Here is a 20,052-nt window from a genome sequence, read left to right on the forward strand (position 1 = left end):
CACAATACTCACAAAAATATTAAAGTTCTGCTGGTCGTGGTAATGGGGAATAATATCAGGTACATGAATGTGATCGGGGCAGGGGAGCGCATAGCGGCCTTAGTGGTCATGTCCTTATCTCTTTTCTGTTATAAAGAAGCCAAAGGATGGAGTCCATGTGTTGGGTTTATCGGTAGCTGCCTTTTACTACTGTTTTTCCGTGGCAATGATCAGGCTGCAGCTCTGTAGGAAATTTTGTGCCCCCTCGAAGTCATACACCTTAGATTTGAGCAGGAAGCGCTGATAATCTAAGGGTAGATATTTTCCCCATTTGGAAAATTCCATTACCGTTGGGTTATTCTGCAGCAGCCTATCGATCTGGCAGTCGATTTCTTCTGGCGTGGCTGATAGCGTTTTGATGATGGTAATGACCTGCGATGGTGAGGTTTTAAAGATGAAGCTGCTATCATGTTCATGGTACTCTACCTCAATATTTTTTAGGCTCAATAGGAAATTTATGCTTCTATTGATCTTTGTTCCCTGGAAGGCGTAAAATATGCTTTCCAGGTGTTTGGCCATGAGCGGTCTGTCTATACGGATATCCTGAATAGAAAAGCTTCTGAATTCCAGCTGGAGCAGCCGGAGTGCTTCCTGGGCTTCCTCGCTCAACTCGGGGTAGTTATTATATCGCCCAACGCAAAGTATTTCAAGCATCTTTTCGCGTATCTTGGGGTGTACCTCTCCGCCGGTTCCAAAGAATATTGGCTTCTTTCCGTCTTTTGCAGGGATAACGAACACTTTGCTTGCCCTGTAGTCGATTTCCTGGATTTTCCAGATTTTTGCTGCCAAGAGTATATTTTCATCGATTTGCAGGGAAGACATCAGGGGGAGTTCTCCAATGGTTTTGTCCTGGTGGATGATCTTAAAGCTAGGGTCTGTGCGGAATACGCTGTAAAAATCCTTAGTATTGACCGTACGTTCACCCTCAACACCGATAATAAGCTCTAATCCGATCTGCTCCAATTGTTCGTGTTCAAGCAAGCCTTTGATGATGTAGTGAATTTCCTCTGGAGAGATGTTTGCAAAAGCAAAGTTAACTGCGACAAGGTCTTTCAGCTGGTCTATTGTCCTGCCATTATACTGTTTGACGATCGAGAGTATCTGATGGAGAAGCAGGTCATATGGCTTTTCTGCTGCATGCATGGGCTCGATGAAGTCTTCTCTAAACAGCTCTATGCATGCCAGCGACTGGGTGAGGTTCCACTCGTCGGTGGCATAGCTAATTAAGCTGCTTTTTTCCCCATCTCTTCGGCCGCTCCTTCCTACACGCTGGATCAGCGATGCAATCGAATGGGCTGCATCGATCTGAACTACTTTTTCGACGGACCCGATATCAATGCCCAGCTCCAGCGTAGAAGTACAGGAGATGGCAAACGGATAACGTGTATTTGTTTTGGCAAATTGTTCAATATATTCCCTAAGTTCTCTGTCCACTGAGGAATGGTGGGAGAAGTAATTAGTATGGCCCTTGACCCGGCCTGAAATCTTTTTGAGCTTAACGGCGACCTCTTCGGCTCTGCCACGGCTATTGGGGAAGATGAGGACTTTGGAATCCTTAACTTCTAAATACAGATCCTTTAGTAGATCCAGAGGAAGTTCCACGCCTTCTATTTTGTAGTATTTGAAGGAAATATCCATTTCGCGCTTTGCTTTGTCTTTTAGCAAAGTTGTATGCTCGGGATGGCCGGTCAGTTTTTTTGCTTCTGCTACTGCTCCTATCGTGGCGGAAAGTCCGATGACGCGGAATCCGGTTTTGTTGATTTGGCCGAGCCTGGAAATCAGGGAGGCCAGCTGCGTCCCCCGGTCTGTACCGATGAAGGAATGTATCTCGTCTATGACCAGGTACTGGAGTTCTCCGAAAAGCTCGGCTGCATTTTGTGGGGCATTGACCAGCATGGCTTCTATGGACTCTGGGGTGATCAACACAACACCGTCAGGTGATTTCAGTAGGGCTTCTTTAGCGGAGCGTTTGGCCTCACCATGCCATTTGGTTACGGGTACTTCCAGGTATTCGCAGAGTTCTTCAATCCGATTGAATTGATCATTGATCAGAGCGATGAGCGGTGATACATAAAGTATTTTAACGCCTCTTCTCGTGTAGTCCAACTTAGAGAGCATAGGCAGAAAAGCCGCCTCTGTTTTACCTGATGCAGTTTTGGAGGAAAGGATTATATGTTTGTCGCTCTGTATAATATGGGCGATGGCATGGCTTTGTATCGGGCGTAAACTTTCCCATCTTTTATCCCTAATGTATCTCCGTATTGGAGCTGAGAGTAACTCGATCATAATTCCTCTATATCATCCAAACTCATTTCTACAGGTCGCTCATCGCTGATTTTGATCTCGCCGAAGAGTTGCTGTTTGTCTAGGCCTGGGTTTTGCCTAAGAATACTCAGTATATTCAAGAAGTCCCTGATCACCTCCCTGGGGGTGAGGAATTCTGATGCCCCGGGCTGGTTGAAGAGCTCTTCCATGAACTGCTGGATATCTGCATCGCTGATATTGATTTCGCTCTGGTAATTGAAATCGAAGATGGATTTAAGGTTTTTAAGCAATACAAATATCTCGTTATGATCTAGTGGAAGAAGCCGGATAACCGGCTGGGCAAAGTCCCTAATTGCTGTGGATTCGAATTTATTGGTCTCCAAACGGGATTTGAGCGCATGGTAGCTAAAGAGTCCGCGTCGATGGTTTTCGAGGAATTCTTTTGTGCCGGCAATATTGAAAAATAGGTGGTTAACCTTTCCCTGGAAACAGTCATTGTAGATAGTGAGGATCTTTTCGTAGTTTTTCTCTCTCATTTGGGCGGTGGAGATTTTGTATAAGTTGATGGCTTCATCGAGATTAATCATAAAACCACTGTATCCCATGCTAACAAATAACTTGCAGAAGTTTTTGAGCATGTCGTAATAGTTTAGATCACCGATGATATCCCTTACACCCAAGTCTATTCTGGCTTCGGTTTTTGTCTTGTACTCTCCTTTGAGCCATTTTAAGGCTGATCTTTTTAAAGTTTCATCGCCGCTGATATACCCATTGTAGTATTTGAGGATAACAAAACCAAAGTCAAAGCCACCCACTTCAGTTATGGTATTGACCGTTTGCATGATCTTTTGCTCCACCAAGGGGAGATGTTCTTCTTTGCGGATATCAACAAGTGATATCTTTTGTTCCACAGAGACCTCACTGAGCATTTGTTCAATCCATTTTTCCAGTAGTGTTGGCAGTGCGCCACCCTCTGGCATCGTTTGGATAGCAATGTTATCCATGATGGCGGCATATAATGCCAGGCCTTTGCCGTCGTTGGAGTACAGCCTGTTATCGGGAGTGAAATCTGCATTGGTGACAACAAACTTTTGCTTCAGTGCTACCGTGTTGAGTAAATGGAGCATAAAGGATTTTCCAGAGCCGAAATCGCCGATCCAAAACTTGAACATGCTATGCCCGTTTTTCACGTCTGCTAGTGCTTGTAGGAAAGCATCCACTTCTGCTGTCCTGCCCACATTGATATGTTGCAGTCCGATTTTAGGTACTACGCCTCCCAGAAGGGAATTGATTATTGCTGTTGCCTCTTTTGGTTTTACTCCTGTAATCATATCTTTTCTATCTGTTTATAATATTCGCTATTAATGGTGTAGGTATCTGCCTGTTTTTCTATCAGCAGGTCGTCGAGCAGCTCATAGCTCTGCTCATTGATATTATTGACCAATACTCCTGTAGATGCCCCCATGGATTGGCAGAATGAATCGATTTCAGCTTGTCCTAAGCTAAACGTTCTGTTTTGGAATAACTGTAGTAATTGGACTTCTATCCCGCTAAAGTCAATTTGGTAGGCACTTTGGTGCGCAATTCCGATAGTGGTCGTCGTAACCCGGGCTATGGCACTGCTTTCAGTTTTTACGGGCTCCTCCTCATCTGAAAGCAGCACGGAAAGTACATCTGCAGTAGCTGAGAAATCGTGCTGTATTTTTTTTATGCTGTTGATGTCCAAACTGATCTTTTTTCTGACCGGCTCGTAGAATCCTTTGATTTCCTCCAGGGCGCTCTCGAGTGTTTGCTCTCTTTTGAGCAAACTGGTCATCACTTTAAGGAACTTGATATGGCTTTCTGGACTGCTGAAGAGTTTTTTTGCCATCGCCTTGGACATATCCTTCAATGTCAGGGTACGCTGTTTCAGGTTTTGATCAATGTATCTTAAAAAGTATTCGATGCTTTTCTGCTTGCCCAGGTTGCTTAAGAACTTAGCCAATTCCAGAAGGATGTTTTCCAGAGATGGATTGCTTTTGTTAAATAGGATCAGGTGCTCAGCGTTTCGGAGGTATTCATTTGTACCGACTTGCTTGTAATAGCTTTCATCCAGGTTTAATATTGTCTTCCACCTGGTGGTGTGAAGGACATTTAATGCCATTTCTGTCTGCTCATCGGGCATCGCGGCATTGTCTAACAGCTCCGGGATATACTCTTCTATATGGGTGAGCATGTGTTCCCTAATGGCCTCATTGACCATGGGGTGGCTATAATGTTTATCAAACCCAGAGAGTTTTTTGAATTGGTATTTTTTTCTCAGTAACTGCTCGCAGTATTTAACCAGGTATTCATACAATGCATTTTCGCCATTTTTGATATGGTAGTTGTAATTGGAACTATTGAGGTGGAAACGGTATTCTTTTCTAGCAATCAGATCGAGTATGGCGTGAAACTCCTCGCTTTTTTTTAATCGTTTGGCGTGGTAGGCATCTTCGAGTTTTTTCGCGGTATTGATGTACAGCTTCACCAATTCCGTTCCGCAGAAGGCTATGCTCACGAAGTTGTTGCTAGATAGGTATATCTTTTCGAGAATATCCATTTCTTTTTTGCCCAGATTCAGCTTATCCTTATAACGGCCTTTCCAGTCCCAGGACAAGTACGTGTTTTCCTCTACCATTCGCCGCTCCAAACGTGTTATGCCCTCTGTATAGTTCGCACTATACATTTTCTCCAAGAGAAATCTCCTGCCATATCCTTTGGTACGGGGATAGGCTGCAGCTAGTCTATCGAGGTATTCTTCAAGCCTTTGCAGGTTTTTATGCTTTTCGTATTGTTCAAGTAAATCAAAGAGGAGCAGGAAGTAGTAGTTGTTATTGCCCAATACATCAAGGCATTTGCCCTGGAAAAAAGTATCCCTGAATTTATAGTAGAATTCTTTTTGTTGCTTATTCGCATAATCTAGGTCGGATAGGGCGTAGATATAGCGATGTGGCCAGTGTGGTACTAAAGTAGTTAGTTCAAAGTTAAGTTTTTCCTGATCTATCGGCTGGTCATCTTCTTCGATATCGATAAAATCGTCTATTTTCATATCTGCTTCTATTGCTTTTTCAAAGTATTCATCTTCCTGTTGTATATCTTCTCTCTGTAGTTTTCCCGGTTCTGAACCTAATGCTGGCTCCTGGAATTGGGCTACGTCATTTTCATTTGGTTGATCATTTGGAATTTCAATCCATTCATTTTCTTTATTATAATTCTGTTGCTCCCTTTTTGTCTCTGGGTATGCATCATCCAGGCTAATGTGCCTTTGTAGCTGTTGCGCAGAAATAGCTTCCTTTTCGCTTGCATTTGCAAATAAGGTGGTTATAGTATTGCTGTTATGGCTATTGATGGATTCGATAAGAGTTGCAGCACCATTCGCAATTGTTGTACTTACCGTTTCTTATTTTACGGGTGCCGAAGCATGGGCGGGACTTGCTATTTTAGGTGTATAGGAGGGAATATTTGTATTTTTTTCAACCTCGATATCCACTGCGGATGGACTATCTATATTTTCTGGCTTAGCCGGCGAATTGCAGTCCTCATTTTCGATGCCAGCCCCATATCTTATGGTAATTCTGGGTTGAGAATTGTGTTTGTCTTTGGTGATGGTTTTTTTGAACTTGGTTTGCACATAAGCCAATTGGCTGGATATGGCGAGGCGTTTCTTTCTGAATTTTTTTCTGTTTTTCGGCGTGGTGAGATAGATGATTACCAGGCCGATCAATATTAGGTATAGTCCAATCATCTTCGAGCATTTAGAATATGGCAATATATTGATTGTTTGTGATATTAGGGGATTTTTTTTATTTGGATCATTTTGATACTTAACTAGGGTTTAACTAAATTAGTTCAGAACTATAACGCAGAGCTAAATCAGATCTGTTTTTCAGTTGGGCCTGGACAGCTTTGGTTCTTATTTATCGGCAGTTTTTGGTCAGTGGCGTCAAGCTACGGGAATACTTAAGGTTCTGATAAAGATAGCGACTATTTGCACTTTTGATACTTCAAGAATTCTTCATGTACATTCTACTAGGTTAGCGTAATGGGGATATCGAGATTAAGAATGAAGGGGCTACCACTGAAGTCATCACTTCTTAAGGTAAGTGTTCCCTTTAAACGATCGGTATCCCGCCCAATAACGATCAGGTCATTAAGGAAGATTTCATTGTCCGTGTCGTGCTGGGCAATGGTGAGTGCTCCAGCGATATTCCGTTTCCTGTCGCGTTTCACTGTGATAAAATCTTCGTCCTGTTTTAAAGTGATATGTTGATTTGGAACGTAGACCCTTGGAAGGTCGGTAAATCCGAACATGCTGGATTGGCGTTTACGTTCTCGTTCTTTGTTAAAGAGTTTATCGATGAGTTCATCTGCAATCATTACCCCCGCTCCGGCATTATCAAGTTTCAGTTCAACGTCGAGGTGGATCTGTGCTGAAGATCGGTTGCTAACCCTGAAATCGAGAAAGAGTGCTCCTTTAAGTTCATTCTGCTGGCTCTTGGCTAAATACGGTTCTACCGAAATGAACCGCTTTTTGTCTATTTTGCTAAACCTTGTTTTGTATATCAGTTCAAGATCATTGCGGTCAAGTCTTTTGGTACTGCTGCCAAGCCGGATGAAACCGTCACCAATATGAAAGTCTTGCGCTTTTGGACTAATTCCGGGAACATCTTTTTTGAAGAGATAGGGGCGTTGTTCATTGTCAAAGATCCTGAAATAGGCCAAATGTTTGCCTTGATATGCAAAAGATCGGTATTCAAAATTAATTTTGGGTTCAATGTTCTGCAATACGAATTGCTGGTAGATAGCCTCGTCAGTCAGTTCTTCGACCGATAACAGTCCGTTGGCTCTACCGGCCTTTTCCTTTACGCCGATAATGATGAATTTGTCCTCATTAGAAGGCCCGTTTGCCATCGAGGAAATATCCTTAAGCAGTTCAGCCTTGTTGGCGGCTGTTTTGCCCATTGGATATTGTATCTGCTTGAAATCCAGTAAAGAATTTTCGGATTCGTAGGAGATGAGCTGAGTCAGCTTTTCGGTGATGTCAGACATTGATGTTAAACTTAAATCGGTTCAAATATAATAATATACTAGTTCAGGTTCTGCCATGGTTCCTAAGGCAATACGAACCTCTATTCTAGTTTGAGTGATTTTCTTAGCGAGCTTACTGTGTGGTAATTGCCGTTTTCGAGTTGTTTGTGCAACATCCTATGGCAGTTTGAGCAGACCATATGTAAATCGCTCACCTTAGTTTTTCTAACACCGCCAGTGCTGATGTGCAGTGCGTGGTGGCACTCGATGAAGCCATAACCCAGTTCCCCATATCTTTTTCGAAAATCAAAACCGCAACATTCGCACAGAACATATCCATTGCCTTTTTTCATAGCGCGCTGTTTGGCGATACCGACAATTACCCGGTTACGTTCCCTTGTTTTATGGACTTTGAGATTTTGAGCTTCAGCACCTTCCTGGACGGTGAAGTCCTCATCCAGGCTATCGATCGGAAGATCAAGGCTTAGGAGATAATCTTCAATGTGTGGATTGAGATTTCCAATGAAGTGATTCCAGACCTCGTTTTGCAATTGGACGGTATCCTTGGTATAGCTGAGCAGTTCGATGGGACAGATTTTGCCGAACTGCGGACGTTTGAAGTTGAGTTGGTTTGCGGTGGTATAAATGGAATCCCTTGGATCGGCCCTTGCAATCACCGCGACCTTGCGCTCCCATTTGAAGCAGTGGTCAAGCGCTGGATTTTCCCGTAGCAAAGTATCCACTGGGGTAACCAGATGGGTCAGATAGGTATGTGTTGCTGTGCCGGGAACTTTGTCCACCCGCTGAAATAGCAATATAACTTCACCTGGCATGATCTTGGCCGCGCCCTTTTTTTGGTCCTTAGAAAAATTGAGGTGGAAACTGTTTTCGGTACCATCTTCAAAATATGCCCAGTCTCGCCCTTCATCGCGTCTGACATTTTTTACCCATAAAAGTTCCCCGGCGCTAAACATGTTGTTGTGGCTTTAAGGTTTCCATAACATACGCCTCTTCAACATTAAACGGGCTTCCAAAGATATGCCACCGGTCCCGATAGATTTTCTGTTTAAAGATGCTTTTATAGTCCAGGTAGGTGCGCTTGGTTCCGCCCCTCGGGGTATCTTTGAATAGCAGTAATGCATCATTTCCTGTAAGGACAAAGAATTCGGGTTTTAAGGCAGGTTGGTCGACATGCAGGTTGACCAGTACATAATAAATATCTGAAGTGACCTTGGTTTTATCCAGGTTCCAGCAGATGGAGCTGGTTGCCTGGATGCCTTTCACTTGCACCTTGAAAATATCCTTGTCCATTTGGATTAAAAGATCTATGGATTTGGTGTTGCCGAAGGTTACCGTTACGTTGTAGCCCAGGCGGGAGAGCTCGCCTGCTGCATAGAATTCAGCGGCGATGCCGGTCTGGCTTTTTTCGAGTTTGATGGACATTTGGAGAACGAAATTTAAATTTTAATTGGTGTATTATAAAATAATACATCATTAGAAGTGGGCGGTTGATTTAATGATCTATAACGAAAAGATTCTGGCAGATTAAGGTTTTGTGTCTGTTTGGCTAATGGGCTCATTTTCTCTGGAAGCTGCTTTTTCCACCGCAAGAGCCAAATTGCTTCTCACGTGCCGGACATCGGCATAAACAGAGATAATCTGAAAAAGGACGATTGCAGCGATAGCACTGGTGAGCAGAAAAATAATGAGAATGATGTATGGACTCATTACGAAATAGATTTTGGGAACAATTTTTAGTATGCCATGGTCTTTAGGCATTGTCTGGGTAAATTGAAAGAGCGAGGCGAGTAGAAAACCTATTCCGCCAAGAATAGAAAATTCGCCGATCTCATTGATATGCTGGCTTTCATAAGGGTAGTCTTTGGCATCCAGGCTCCTGGACCAGTTGAACATTAATGTGGCAAGACCTGCAAAGAGTGCGAAACCAATGTTGGTAAGATACAGGTATTTTCCTGTAGTGTTTTCTGAAAGCAGCTCTGCAACGGAGTATATAGAGACCACAATCAGTGGAGCCAGGATCAATATGCAGAGGATCAATATGCCGCCCTGAATGAGTATTTTCCTGCTTTCACGTTGTTGTTTTTGGGAAGTTGGTTTGGCTGCTTCTGGTGTAGTTTCCATCTATATGTAAATGCTGTGTTTTGTATGGTGCTAAGGGTTGATAAGTTCATTCTGGGAGTGTTTTTTGTCCAGGTAATTAATAAATGCAGTGGAAAATACCAGTATGAACTTAGCATCTTCGGGTCCAAATTCTTCGCTGTCTTGTTGGAGCGCATGCCTGATCCCGCCTGCATCGCTCGCAAATCCATATAATTTTGAAATGGATTCCTTGAGTGAGGGGTGAAGGCCACAGTTTCTTTCCAGTATGGCCAGTAATTTTCCAAGCGTTCCTTTTTGTTCGCCGAGAACAGCTCCACAATAGGATTCGATAGCAGAAACAGATTCCTTGATCGAATTGCGGTAATCCGGACGCGCTCGGTCGGAAAGCATGGCCAGGGACTGGCCAAGATGGGTATTTACAGCAGGAAACTTTGCACTTGCCAACATGGCTTCATTGATTGATTCAACCTCTGTTTCCAGGGTTACAGGGACGATCTGTCCATTGATAAGCCGGTAGGCAGCATTGTTTTTATTAAAAGCAGCGTTTACCTGGATCGAAAAGGTCTCGGGGTTTTTCAGCGACGAATGTAAGGTGGTAAGATATTCGATAAAATCAAAGATTTCATACCAGAGTGCTGTCTTAAAGTACCAATTGGAAATAAACCACCGCAAACCTACCTCAAGCGCGTTTTTGGTGTGGTAGTCATGGAGATCCTCAACGCTTTTCTCAAAAAAGTCAAGGAAAATTTGCCTGAGCAGATCGTGTTCGTAATATTGTTTGATTTCACAACTAAAGCCATCGATATAGGCATTCCAGAGCGCGTTGCGCAGCGGTAAATCGATGCCTTCACGCTGTAGCGGGCGGGCTTTGTATCCAGACCTTTTAGAGAACGTCATGGTTAGAAAATTGAGTGGTTAACGATGCGGACAAATATAACAGATTGACTGATAATATTCTGATAGGCTTTTAATTTCCGGAAGAATAATTTTAGGGCCTTTATTGAAAGGAGGCAAAAAGAGATTATTGTTTTTTTAGGATTCTTCCCCGGGAATCAGCGGGATTGCTGTTATCCTGCTATTTTTTTGTTCTTGTTCACTGACAGATGTTGACCCTTATGGTGTCTGATCAAAGATATTTAGCGTAAAATGCTGGTTCATATTGATGCGGATTGTTCTGTTTCGCAACCGTGCCATTGCATCCGTATTTTCTGCGATAACACTTGCCAGGTCCCGGGCAACAGCACTGCCTGAGATATCATTTACGGCCTGCCCATTTACCAGTATAAGATTAAATGAATAATCCCTGCGGTTTCCTACTTCATCGAAGTGGCTTTGAGATAGCTGAATCGAGCTTGCGGAGGAGTAATGTTCACTTAAATCAAGTATATCTCCCAGTCGTTTTTTCCAGATTGGAAAGTATAATTGTTCACCCATACTGTGTTTTTTATTTTATGCTAATTTACGTTTATCTATTTAACAAACAAATAGTTATGTTTTTGCTGAATGGTGCAGGTTTGCGGGTGCAGTGGAGTTTTTCATCAGTTATTACAGCAGGAGGATCTCAGGGTATATATGTTATTAAACAATTTGTACATTTTTTTGCACCCACGGTAATTTGAGTTAAGCATGATAAAACATATTTAGCGGAAACTGTTGTATCAGGGTGACCGCTTTTAGATATTTAGGACCGCAAGAATACAATACCCTATAAATGCTCAACCTATTCCGTAACGTTTGCGGTCCACCAGTCCCAGGTCAGGATCATGGGTAATCATTTCCCTGGCCAGTTCAAAATCAGCACTTTTTGAAAACAGGCGACGATACGAACCTTTGACCTGAAAGGAATTATAGTGGATGATGTGCTGTGGGTCTTTGAGCACTAAGACTTCATTTTCGTACTGTTCCAGGTCTTTGAAATGGGTTCGTTCCAGAAAAGCAATCAGATATCCGGGGGATAAGGGGAACATGATTTCGATGCCTTTTGAGCGAAAACCGAAATTAGAACGCACCTCATTATTGAGGTTGCTTTTTTTAGCAACCGGATTATCCGAGGTGATTAAGGGCATATCGCTAATATTTTTAAAAATCAAACAGATGTGGGACATCAGGATACCGGTAAGGTCAGCGGCGAATTTATTATCTGGTAAAAGCTGACTGTTGTGGATAAACCTGGTTTCATCCGGTCCGATATTGAAGCCCAATTGATCAATCTGTTCATCACTGAGCCAACCGCTGTGCTGAAATTTTTGCTTCATCATCCCAAATAACTGTTCCATACTTTGGCGCTGTTCCTTGGTGCGTATCGCTTGTAATGCTACGTACCTGCAGATCTGAAGTTTGGTATCTTCATTGATCGCCCGGATTTTTCTGCTTTCTATCCCTTCAATAAGGTTTTGGAGCAGGATGGAGAAGCTGGTCTCGATGTCTCCAAGGGTCTTTTCGATAAACTGTTTCCCGAATTTGTGGTCAATGTGCTTCTGATCGTAAAACTGGCCCTCGACACCAATGTTTATTGGGTTGGTGCTGTAGGTGTGAAAATCGGTCTTATCAAATACGTAGACCTGTGACTGCTCATTACTGAAGCCCTTCAAATAAAACAGGGGCACATAATGCTGTCTTTTAACTCTGGACATGATCAATCATTATTTGCTGAATTTGCGAAAGGCACTTACCATCTGGAAGATAAAATAGGAGATAATGACCCTGCTCAGGAGGTCAAAAACATAGATGATAGAAGGAAAATCATCGATATTATCGCTTAAGTCCTTGATGCGGTGGGTAGGATTCAATAGCACAACCCACATTTTTAAGTTTTGTCCCAATATGGCAATATTAACTCCAAGCTCGTCCCATGAGGTCGCAAAATGATGGTAATCTAGCTTAGAGGAGGCGTAAAATCCCACCGGAATATAACTGAGCGCGGAAAAAACCAACAGTCCGGTCATTGCGCGGAGCCAGCTCTGCCCATAATTATTGCTGCCACTGCTCCAGAGAATGAGGTACTCACTCCATTGCCTCGGTCGTTGTACGGCAACAGCCTGTTTATAATAGTGCATTTCATGGCGTTGGAATTCAAGAGACAAGGGCATGTCGCCCTGTTTTTGGGAGGCGAATTTCAACTGACGGTAGATTTCCCGAACCGAGCTGAGTGCCCGGTAAAGGCTATGACGTGCATACTCGATTTCATAGTGTTTACGCTGCTTTTTTGCCTTTTTAAGTTCCAGTCTATTGGTTATTATCCGGCGGTTCTCCAGCTGAAGTGGACTGAACCAGGTGACGTTCGAACTGGAGATATCTGTCAGTATCACATTATGCAGATCGATGAGATCAAAACTGCTGAAATCACACTGAAAAAACAAGGCTTTACCCAGGTTGGTGTTGGACATCACAATGGCTGAACTTCTGGTGAGGATAGGTGCCTGGTCATCCTGCCATTGCAAACGGGATGCCCTCAGTCCTGAAAAAATAATCCCGCCCTGATTGGTTGTCTCACAGATGGTCAGCTCGTTTACAGCTACATTGGTAAAACTGATATTGGCGCTGTTGTTATAACCCTGCATGAATACCTTGCCCACATCCAGGTCGCTGAAATTGATATTGCCAGAAAGATTGGGGGTTAGTTCAATGATGATCATTCTGACTGGTGAAACCCGTCGTTTATCACCCTGGGTACCTTTGATAAAAAGTCCGGAGAAAAATTTACAGCTGTCAATGGAATATTGAAAGATCCCTTGTTGGAAAGCGGCCCCTCTGGTGCTGTAATCAATGAAAAAGCCCTTCTCAAATTGGCTGCCGATTAGGCGTAAACCTCCTTTGGTGGTTTCCACTGCCGTGAAATGAACCTCTCCACGAATCAAGCCGTCCAGAAAGATGATATTCATCCTTGCAATATTATAATCCAGTTCCACCCCCATAGAGAAAACATTTGAACCACTGAACATCAGGTTTTCGGCGCTACAGTATTCAATTAGCACAGCACGTTGCAAGTTTGATGAGATCAGATGTATATCGCCCTGGCTCTGGCATTCAGAAATCCTGAGATGATCTTCTAGCGTACATTTTTCAAGCTTGATTCCTTCATGGCTGGTATGGCTTTTTTTGACCGTCAGCTCTTTTGTAAATTTACAGCCGTAAAATACCAGTGCCTGCCGTAAACTACATCCGTCTATTTCCACCCGTCCGTGAAACGTGCAATTCTTGAACAGGATACTGGTATTCTCCGGCCAGAAGGTATCATCGAAGTGTTTGACCGCTACGGCTTCCAGATGTACGCCCTCCAAAAAGTTGCATTCCTCGAATAGTATGCCTATGCCGAGATCTGCCCTGTTAAAATGGACCAGGCTGGTGAATTCCCCTCGTCTGATGTGGACGTATTTGGCCTTGTAGTCACCTGGATTGATTTCTAAAAAATCAACACGGATGTCCTCGATCAGTGGGCTAGTGCCGGATTGTAAGAATTGTGCTTTTAAGTCAAAAAAAGTATCAGCAGGCATGAGCGTTGGTTATGAAGCTAAGTTATTCAAAATTGAGCTGAAGTTGAAACAGGTAGCAGATCGATTTGTGATGATAGTAATTTGATAGCTGGCTATATGTTAAAAATAATGCGATACCGTTTGATCTTGAATTACATTAAGGATAATGACATTCTTTAAACGACATCCCTTAAATCCAAAATCTATTCCAATGAGCGGAACATATTCTCGATCTGATCGGACTCGCTCATGCCCCTTACAGGGAATGCTGAAACATCTCTGCGGGCTGCGTAGGTTTTGAAATCAGCATAATTATATTTATAGTCAAATCCCTCTGGATAATCATCATAATATTCATCATCTTTTCTCAGGTCTTGCTGGTACTGTAGTTTTTCGATCCGCTTTTCCAGTTCGTATACAGCTTCGCCAACATAGACTTCATAGGAATTTTCAAGTTCATGGAGTTCAGCTATCTTATCCTTCAAAAACTCGATATCCTCTGATGAGGTATCTGTTTTTTCTTCAATAATGGGTGCAAAAATCTGCTGATAGGCATCCTCATCCGCTTCGCGGAATTTGGCGAATGCATCTGGAAATGTCTCTTCCAGGTTTTTCAGCACGGCCAGATCGTCTTCATAGCTGATCAACGGGGTGAGGTTGTCCAGAACGAGGGCAAGATCAATTGCATCATGCTCATCAAAAACGTCGCTGATTACCCTGGCAAACTCATTCAGGGAATCGTTATGGATGTGTTTTGAATACAAAAGTGGCTTGATCGTTTCCCTAATAAAGTGGTAAACCCGGTCTCCCTTTTCATATTTCAGGTGGAGGTTCATCCAGTTGAGTTTGGACGCCACAAAATTGTCTGCATGGATTTCCTTGTCAAAATAGAACCTCCTAGGCGCGAGCAGAGTATCAAAATCACGAATGATACGTGTTTCCAGTACAGCTTTAACTCTATCAGATACATTGAGGCTGTTTTTGGAAAAACTACCTTTTGTTGAAAAGAATTCTACCATTGCCCTGAGCTGTTGTCCGGCACTGATCAGTTGGATCTGAATATGTTCATCAGCCTGGAGGTAAGCTACCAGGAAGTCTTTGATGGATGGGTTATGGAAGCGCAGGAAGACGGTTTCTTTGTGCCTGTGGACCATGATAAAAGAATTGTCTAGTTCTTTAAGAGCGCGTTTAAACTCCGAACGGCTTATCTCCCCGTTTTTGGAAAACTGGGCTGTGTAGATTTGCGCCTGTGAGAAAACGTGTTCATATTCGGGACTGGCATCAGCGATGAGCAGGCACAAAAGCACAGCCCGGCATTCTTCACTGATCTGATATTCAAATGCATGTTCCCAGACTTTGAACGGGCTTTCAAAAATCTCCAGCATAGCCATGGGAAACTCCTTTGGCGAATACTTTTCCCAAAGCCGGCTATTGGCGATGTACTCGATGATCCGGGGATTATAATTGTCGTGGTTAATAAAACTCATCAGAGAATCCTGGCGGATGATCTCTGAAATATACGGGTAAGGAATCTGATTAAAGAACAGGTGATTATACAGGATGCGTGCCCGGACCATTGTGGTATATTTGGAAAGGTCCAGTATGGTTTTGACAAAGGCCATCTGGTCAAACTTTTCGAAGATCACGCTTGCCTGCATGAGGATATATTCCCTGGTGGTAAAGATCAGCAGTTTATCCGGTGCCTGCTGGATACGGGCAATGAACTTCAGGATCTGTTTTTCCTCATTGGTGCCGATATTTCGCTCCAGAAAGTTGCTGCCCAAAAAGTCGTCAAAAAGAAAAATCTGTTTCCGGCCTTCCTGGTAGCTGCGGTAACCTTCGGCGATCCCTTCTGAGAGATAAATAAACTCTTCATAACCCCTGGCCAGCGCATCGAATACCAGTACTTCTGCCAAGGTGGTTTTTCCGATCCCCGGTATGCCCGAGATAATCACATACCGGTTTTCGGCAAGGATTTTACTGGCTTCCGGAAAACTGTCGTTCTGCACATAGATATTGACTTTTGAGCGGATATCTTCCAGGGCAAAGGTGGATTGGTTGATGATCTGGCTGCCCAGGATCTTTTCCAGTACAGTGGTGCTGGAAAGCCAGAGTTTGAAATTGGCTTTTTCGACCTGTGGATATTGTGTTAACAGGTTGTTCAGGTCTTCACGGCCAAAGATATCTTCAGGTCCAAGGATATAAGGATAAAAAAGCTCGGCGATCTTCCGCTTTCTTTCGGGCAACATCGAGACAGAGGTTACCAGTATATATCGTTTAGGGGCGAGTTTTTCTACAGTTTTGATTTCTTTTTTCAGCGCCTGCAAAAGCACGGAAAAATCAGAGTATCGCTTGCACTGAATGACAAGTCCGCTTACTCTAGCGTACCTAAGATCAATCCCATTATCTTTTCCCTGTCCGAATGATTCCAGTTGTACCCCAAGGTGGAGCTGCAGGACATCTCTGGTAAGTACTTCAAATTCAATGGGGGATAAATTAAGGAAATCGTAGTCGAGCATTATTAAATTTTTTTATCTCTGGAAACTGTCTTTGGTTAAGCCACTAATCTAAGCATTTTTGATTGCTAACCAGTAGAAGGGAATGATGTTTAAACCCTTTGGATAGACCTTTATGTTTTTTAATTATCTTAGAGGACTAAATTTTAGATGTATCCCGGAATGGGAAACTAGTCCACAAACGCTCTATATGTCTATCAACACAACAAGGATATGCCTCCTGCGGGAAAATACACTCAACGGAAACCTCGCGGTACAATTTGTACCTATACCAAATCCACTGGAACAGGCCTGGAAGGCTTTTGAACCTTTATTTAAGTCTGCTATTAAGGGACCTGAACTTTTTAGAAAGATTGCCGAGCACCAGGAGCTTAAAGTGATTTTCAACAATGTAAACTATTGCCGTTATATGAACGCGCCGGAGGGAAACCTCCATTATGGCCTTGAGGGGATAAAAAAATACTATGAACACCAGCCCAACAGCGTGCTCGAGAGTTATACCAAAGAACGGATTACGGCCTATTGCCTGGGCCTAAAGCAAAACGAGCTAAAGTTGGATCCGGCTATCCTCGCTATATCTCACCGCAGGATGGGATGGGAGTATCCGGTGCATAAGTTGAATGATAACTTTACCGTGTTTTTTAAAACCAATTTTGGTTATGGCAACTCGAGTTATTTCTATAGTATTATACAGTACAAGGGGATACTTGTCGTGCCTTATTCCGATTGGATTAAATACCGCTTTGTAAATAAATACGAAATTATAAGGTACTCTGCTAATCATTTTGTGAGCAATGAAAGCTGGGAATGGGCAATGGAATATGCAAAAGACGCCTGGAACCTGGCCAATCTGAGTGAAAGTGCTTTCGTGAACAGATATCTTTTGGGGCAATGTGAGGAAATGGTCAGTGGACTGGCCAGTTTCCTCAACGGAAGTAAATTTAAGGTTTTTACCAAAAGCTGGGGCATTTTAGCTGGCCCAAGCCAGATTAGGGAAGAAATACAGCTCTCGGGACATGACTTGATGATATATAGGGCAGAGAAGATTTCCGGGGCGTTAACCTTTATTGAATCAATCAATGCCCTTTCGGGCACAGTGGCTATCGGTGGTATCATTGATAAGATTGAAAGCTTCAATCTCCGCATGAGGCCGATCCTTGAAACAGAGATCCCGAAAGTAGAAGATAACATATCCACGGAAACTGCTGTATTTGAAAGATGTAAGCAGGAGCATGATGTTTCCTATGAAGAAAAGAATGCCCGTGCAATTCGCTATAGGGAACTTCGGGAAGAATTTCCGGATGAGGACTTTGCGGATTTCGATGGGCGGTTTAATCTGAGGCATCCTGAATATATAAATGCAGTTAAAAAATGCGACGATGCTTATAAACAGTACTGTGTTGCGCTAGATAAACTATCAGAATCGGAGCGTATTGTGGAAGAACTTAAGAAATCGCTCAACAATATTCGCGTTTATTTCGATCGGAAAGCTGAAATTCCAGTGATTTAGTGGCATCAGATATTTTTATTGAGAAAACTTGGTACATATTATAGATTAACTGAAGGGATAATCATAAAAGTTATTGAGGAGGGACCTGTACCAGCTAAAAAACCATTAATAAACGATACCATTTTGGAGCAGGTTTTCGATACCTATTGTTGAATTAACTGTACATAGCAACCATAATTAGATAAAAGGATGATTGAAAATAATAATGAACTTTTAAAGGAACTTTTGACGAAAGAATGGAACCGGCCCAGGACCGATCATCTGGATATCTATAGCTCCTTTGAGGAGAAGAAAAGTGTGTTCGACAAACATTACATCGTTCGCAGCTCCACGGAATTCTTGAACTTTATCAAGCATGAACTTCCTGAACAGCTGAAAGATAAAAAGGTAGCATTTAGAGGGGTGAATCAAGCCAAATTCCGGATGTTCAGCTCTGCGCAAAGAGCCTTTAGAACAAACACTTCAGTATTGCCGACCGATGGTGAAATCTATCACAGCACCATTGTTCAAATGATTAGAAATGCAAGGACGGCGAACAGAGGTGTGCTATCCAATTTTTTAAAATCTACCGGGATGCAGGATTCTGATGTCTCAGTACTCAGTTTTTTACAGCACCACCGTGCGCCAACGCCGTTTACAGATTGGACAACCGACATCAATGCTGCACTTTTTTTTGCTACTGATGGAATCACGAAACAAGAAGTTGATTATTATCACCAGACTTCTGGAGCAGATGAAATTGAAGATTATATTAGCCTGTATATACTCATTGAAGACCATATCCTCAACCAGATCGGTGATTTCAAACAGTTAAGTTTGACCAGTAAAAAAGCTGTTGAATATAATACTTTGAAGAAAAAAAGGTTTCAATATATTCGAGAAACACTCAGATCTGGCAAGCCGGCCTTTTCCTTGTACAATAATTTGAGGATAACTACTCAAAGTGGCCTTTTTATCTTTAATAATTCACCTAACTTGCCTTTAGAGGAGATTTTTCTGGAGAAATTCATGATGCATTGGCTAATCAATAACGCCAAAGGACTTGAGGCCCCCAGATCACCTATAATCTGTATAAATGTTCATAAATCAATCGTTTATTGGCTCCAGCGGGAAATTCTTTCCAAACAGGGCTATACAAAAAGAGCAATTTATCCCAACCCAGAGCATATTGCAAGAATGTCCGTACCCAGGACTTTCAAAACGAAATAGTTGGATAGAAGGGATGTTGAAGGAGTGACCATTAGTAAATACCCTTAACGTTTACTCTCTTTTTTCGTTTTGGCTTGCCCCTAAACGGTCGAGTCTTCCGCTGCATCTTCCTGGTGGGAGGATGCCGCAGCGATCGCTCACGCGGCGGTTGATAAACTTATCGCAGGTGGATTTTATTAAGTTAACAAAATTTGATGGCCTGCTTTCCGAATTATTAATCTTTCCTTATTTTTAAGCGAATTAACAATCATAAATGACCAATCGGGAACTGATCAACAAAGCCAACGAAATAATAGGATATTACAGGGAGGAAAGTGATGCACATGCTTTCACTGCCGAAGCCTTGGAATTCCTCAGGGTGTATGGAGGTAGAAACAACACTTTCTATACCGCCATAAAAGATTTTAGGTTCATCAGTACCAGCGCACGGTTAAATGGAACAAGGCGTTTAATGCAGGGCTATGTGCGGTATCTGGAAAAAGGATTGTCTTCAACAATGTCTCCCGAACGGCAGATTCAGATAGAAACTGTGGGTGATTATCTGGAACAGGCGGAAGAAATACTTTCCCATGCCAAATTTCATAATGCGGCTGCAGTTGTTCTTGTCGGAGCTTCGTTGGAGGAGTTTTTGAGGGGGTGGTGCGATATGGAGGGCTTACAGCCACAGCAGTTTACTATTGACGGGTACACCAAAGCTTTGAAAGAAAAAGAATTAATAAATAAGCAGGACTTAAAAGATATTACGGCTTGGGCAGGAATGCGAAATGATGCCGCCCATGGTCATTGGGAAAAGGTTAGCGATTATAACCGTTGCGATATCATGCTAAAAGGGGTAAGGCTTTTTATCCGGACTTATAGCAGTTAATAATTA

General features: G+C 42.7%; 16 protein-coding genes. 3 read left to right on the plus strand and 13 right to left on the minus strand.

Translation table 11 applies throughout. The features are described from left to right. Window positions 1–186 precede the first annotated feature (186 nt). The 13 genes from R2R28_RS26070 to R2R28_RS26130 all read right to left on the minus strand — a co-directional run bounded on the left by R2R28_RS26070 (window position 187) and on the right by R2R28_RS26130 (window position 16,465). On the minus strand, window positions 187–2,325 hold the full coding sequence (locus R2R28_RS26070) for a DEAD/DEAH box helicase (protein WP_316828589.1): 2,139 nt from the start codon (window positions 2,323–2,325) through the stop codon (window positions 187–189). After that, window positions 2,322–3,635 (minus strand): ATP-binding protein, encoded by a 1,314-nt coding sequence (locus R2R28_RS26075; RefSeq protein WP_316828590.1) that lies wholly within the window; start codon window positions 3,633–3,635, stop codon window positions 2,322–2,324. The genes R2R28_RS26070 and R2R28_RS26075 overlap by 4 nt, the downstream gene beginning before the upstream one ends. After that, entirely contained in the window at window positions 3,632–5,374 is a 1,743-nt protein-coding gene (locus R2R28_RS26080) for a tellurite resistance TerB C-terminal domain-containing protein (RefSeq protein WP_316828591.1), read from the minus strand. Before R2R28_RS26080 ends, R2R28_RS26075 begins: the two co-directional genes overlap by 4 nt. A 351-nt stretch (window positions 5,375–5,725) precedes the next feature. Then, the gene (locus tag R2R28_RS26085) at window positions 5,726–6,070 is read right to left on the minus strand and encodes a hypothetical protein (protein ID WP_316828592.1); all 345 of its coding nucleotides are present in this window, start codon (window positions 6,068–6,070) and stop codon (window positions 5,726–5,728) included. 284 nt (window positions 6,071–6,354) lie between these two features. After that, complete coding sequence (locus R2R28_RS26090; protein ID WP_316828593.1) at window positions 6,355–7,374, minus strand: ATP-binding protein; 1,020 nt, start codon at window positions 7,372–7,374, stop codon at window positions 6,355–6,357. An 80-nt stretch (window positions 7,375–7,454) separates the two neighbouring features. Further along, complete coding sequence (locus tag R2R28_RS26095; protein ID WP_316828594.1) at window positions 7,455–8,327, minus strand: HNH endonuclease; 873 nt, start codon at window positions 8,325–8,327, stop codon at window positions 7,455–7,457. Continuing rightward, a complete protein-coding gene (locus R2R28_RS26100; protein WP_316828595.1) occupies window positions 8,320–8,796 on the minus strand; it encodes a group I intron-associated PD-(D/E)XK endonuclease in 477 nt (158 codons plus the stop codon). The genes R2R28_RS26095 and R2R28_RS26100 overlap by 8 nt, the downstream gene beginning before the upstream one ends. Before the next feature lie 102 nt (window positions 8,797–8,898). Further along, window positions 8,899–9,495, minus strand: a complete 597-nt coding sequence (locus R2R28_RS26105; RefSeq protein ID WP_316828596.1) for a hypothetical protein — start codon at window positions 9,493–9,495, stop codon at window positions 8,899–8,901. 30 nt (window positions 9,496–9,525) lie between these two features. Then, window positions 9,526–10,371, minus strand: a complete 846-nt coding sequence (locus R2R28_RS26110) for an AbiJ-NTD4 domain-containing protein (RefSeq protein WP_316828597.1) — start codon at window positions 10,369–10,371, stop codon at window positions 9,526–9,528. A 216-nt stretch (window positions 10,372–10,587) separates the two neighbouring features. Then, a complete protein-coding gene (locus R2R28_RS26115; protein ID WP_316828598.1) occupies window positions 10,588–10,908 on the minus strand; it encodes a hypothetical protein in 321 nt (106 codons plus the stop codon). A 281-nt stretch (window positions 10,909–11,189) separates the two neighbouring features. Then, complete coding sequence (locus R2R28_RS26120; RefSeq protein ID WP_316828599.1) at window positions 11,190–12,107, minus strand: DUF4238 domain-containing protein; 918 nt, start codon at window positions 12,105–12,107, stop codon at window positions 11,190–11,192. A gap of 9 nt (window positions 12,108–12,116) precedes the next feature. Next, the gene (locus R2R28_RS26125; RefSeq protein WP_316828600.1) at window positions 12,117–13,967 is read right to left on the minus strand and encodes a hypothetical protein; all 1,851 of its coding nucleotides are present in this window, start codon (window positions 13,965–13,967) and stop codon (window positions 12,117–12,119) included. Window positions 13,968–14,149: 182 nt separating this feature from the next. Beyond that, window positions 14,150–16,465 carry a restriction endonuclease gene (locus R2R28_RS26130; RefSeq protein WP_316828601.1) on the minus strand — a complete coding sequence of 772 codons (2,316 nt, stop codon included), beginning with the start codon at window positions 16,463–16,465 and terminating at the stop codon, window positions 14,150–14,152. A 187-nt stretch (window positions 16,466–16,652) separates the two neighbouring features. Between R2R28_RS26130 and R2R28_RS26135 the strand changes: the two genes are divergently transcribed. The 3 genes from R2R28_RS26135 to R2R28_RS26145 all read left to right on the plus strand — a co-directional run bounded on the left by R2R28_RS26135 (window position 16,653) and on the right by R2R28_RS26145 (window position 20,046). After that, window positions 16,653–17,972, plus strand: a complete 1,320-nt coding sequence (locus R2R28_RS26135; RefSeq protein ID WP_316828602.1) for a hypothetical protein — start codon at window positions 16,653–16,655, stop codon at window positions 17,970–17,972. Between the two features lie 189 nt (window positions 17,973–18,161). Further along, a complete protein-coding gene (locus tag R2R28_RS26140; RefSeq protein ID WP_316828603.1) occupies window positions 18,162–19,181 on the plus strand; it encodes an FRG domain-containing protein in 1,020 nt (339 codons plus the stop codon). 253 nt (window positions 19,182–19,434) lie between these two features. Next, complete coding sequence (locus tag R2R28_RS26145) at window positions 19,435–20,046, plus strand: hypothetical protein (protein ID WP_316828604.1); 612 nt, start codon at window positions 19,435–19,437, stop codon at window positions 20,044–20,046. The last annotated feature ends 6 nt before the right edge of the window (window positions 20,047–20,052 follow it).

The sequence above is a fragment of the Pedobacter miscanthi genome, from assembly GCF_032678605.1.
Taxonomy (GTDB): Bacteria; Bacteroidota; Bacteroidia; order Sphingobacteriales; family Sphingobacteriaceae; genus Pedobacter; species Pedobacter miscanthi_A.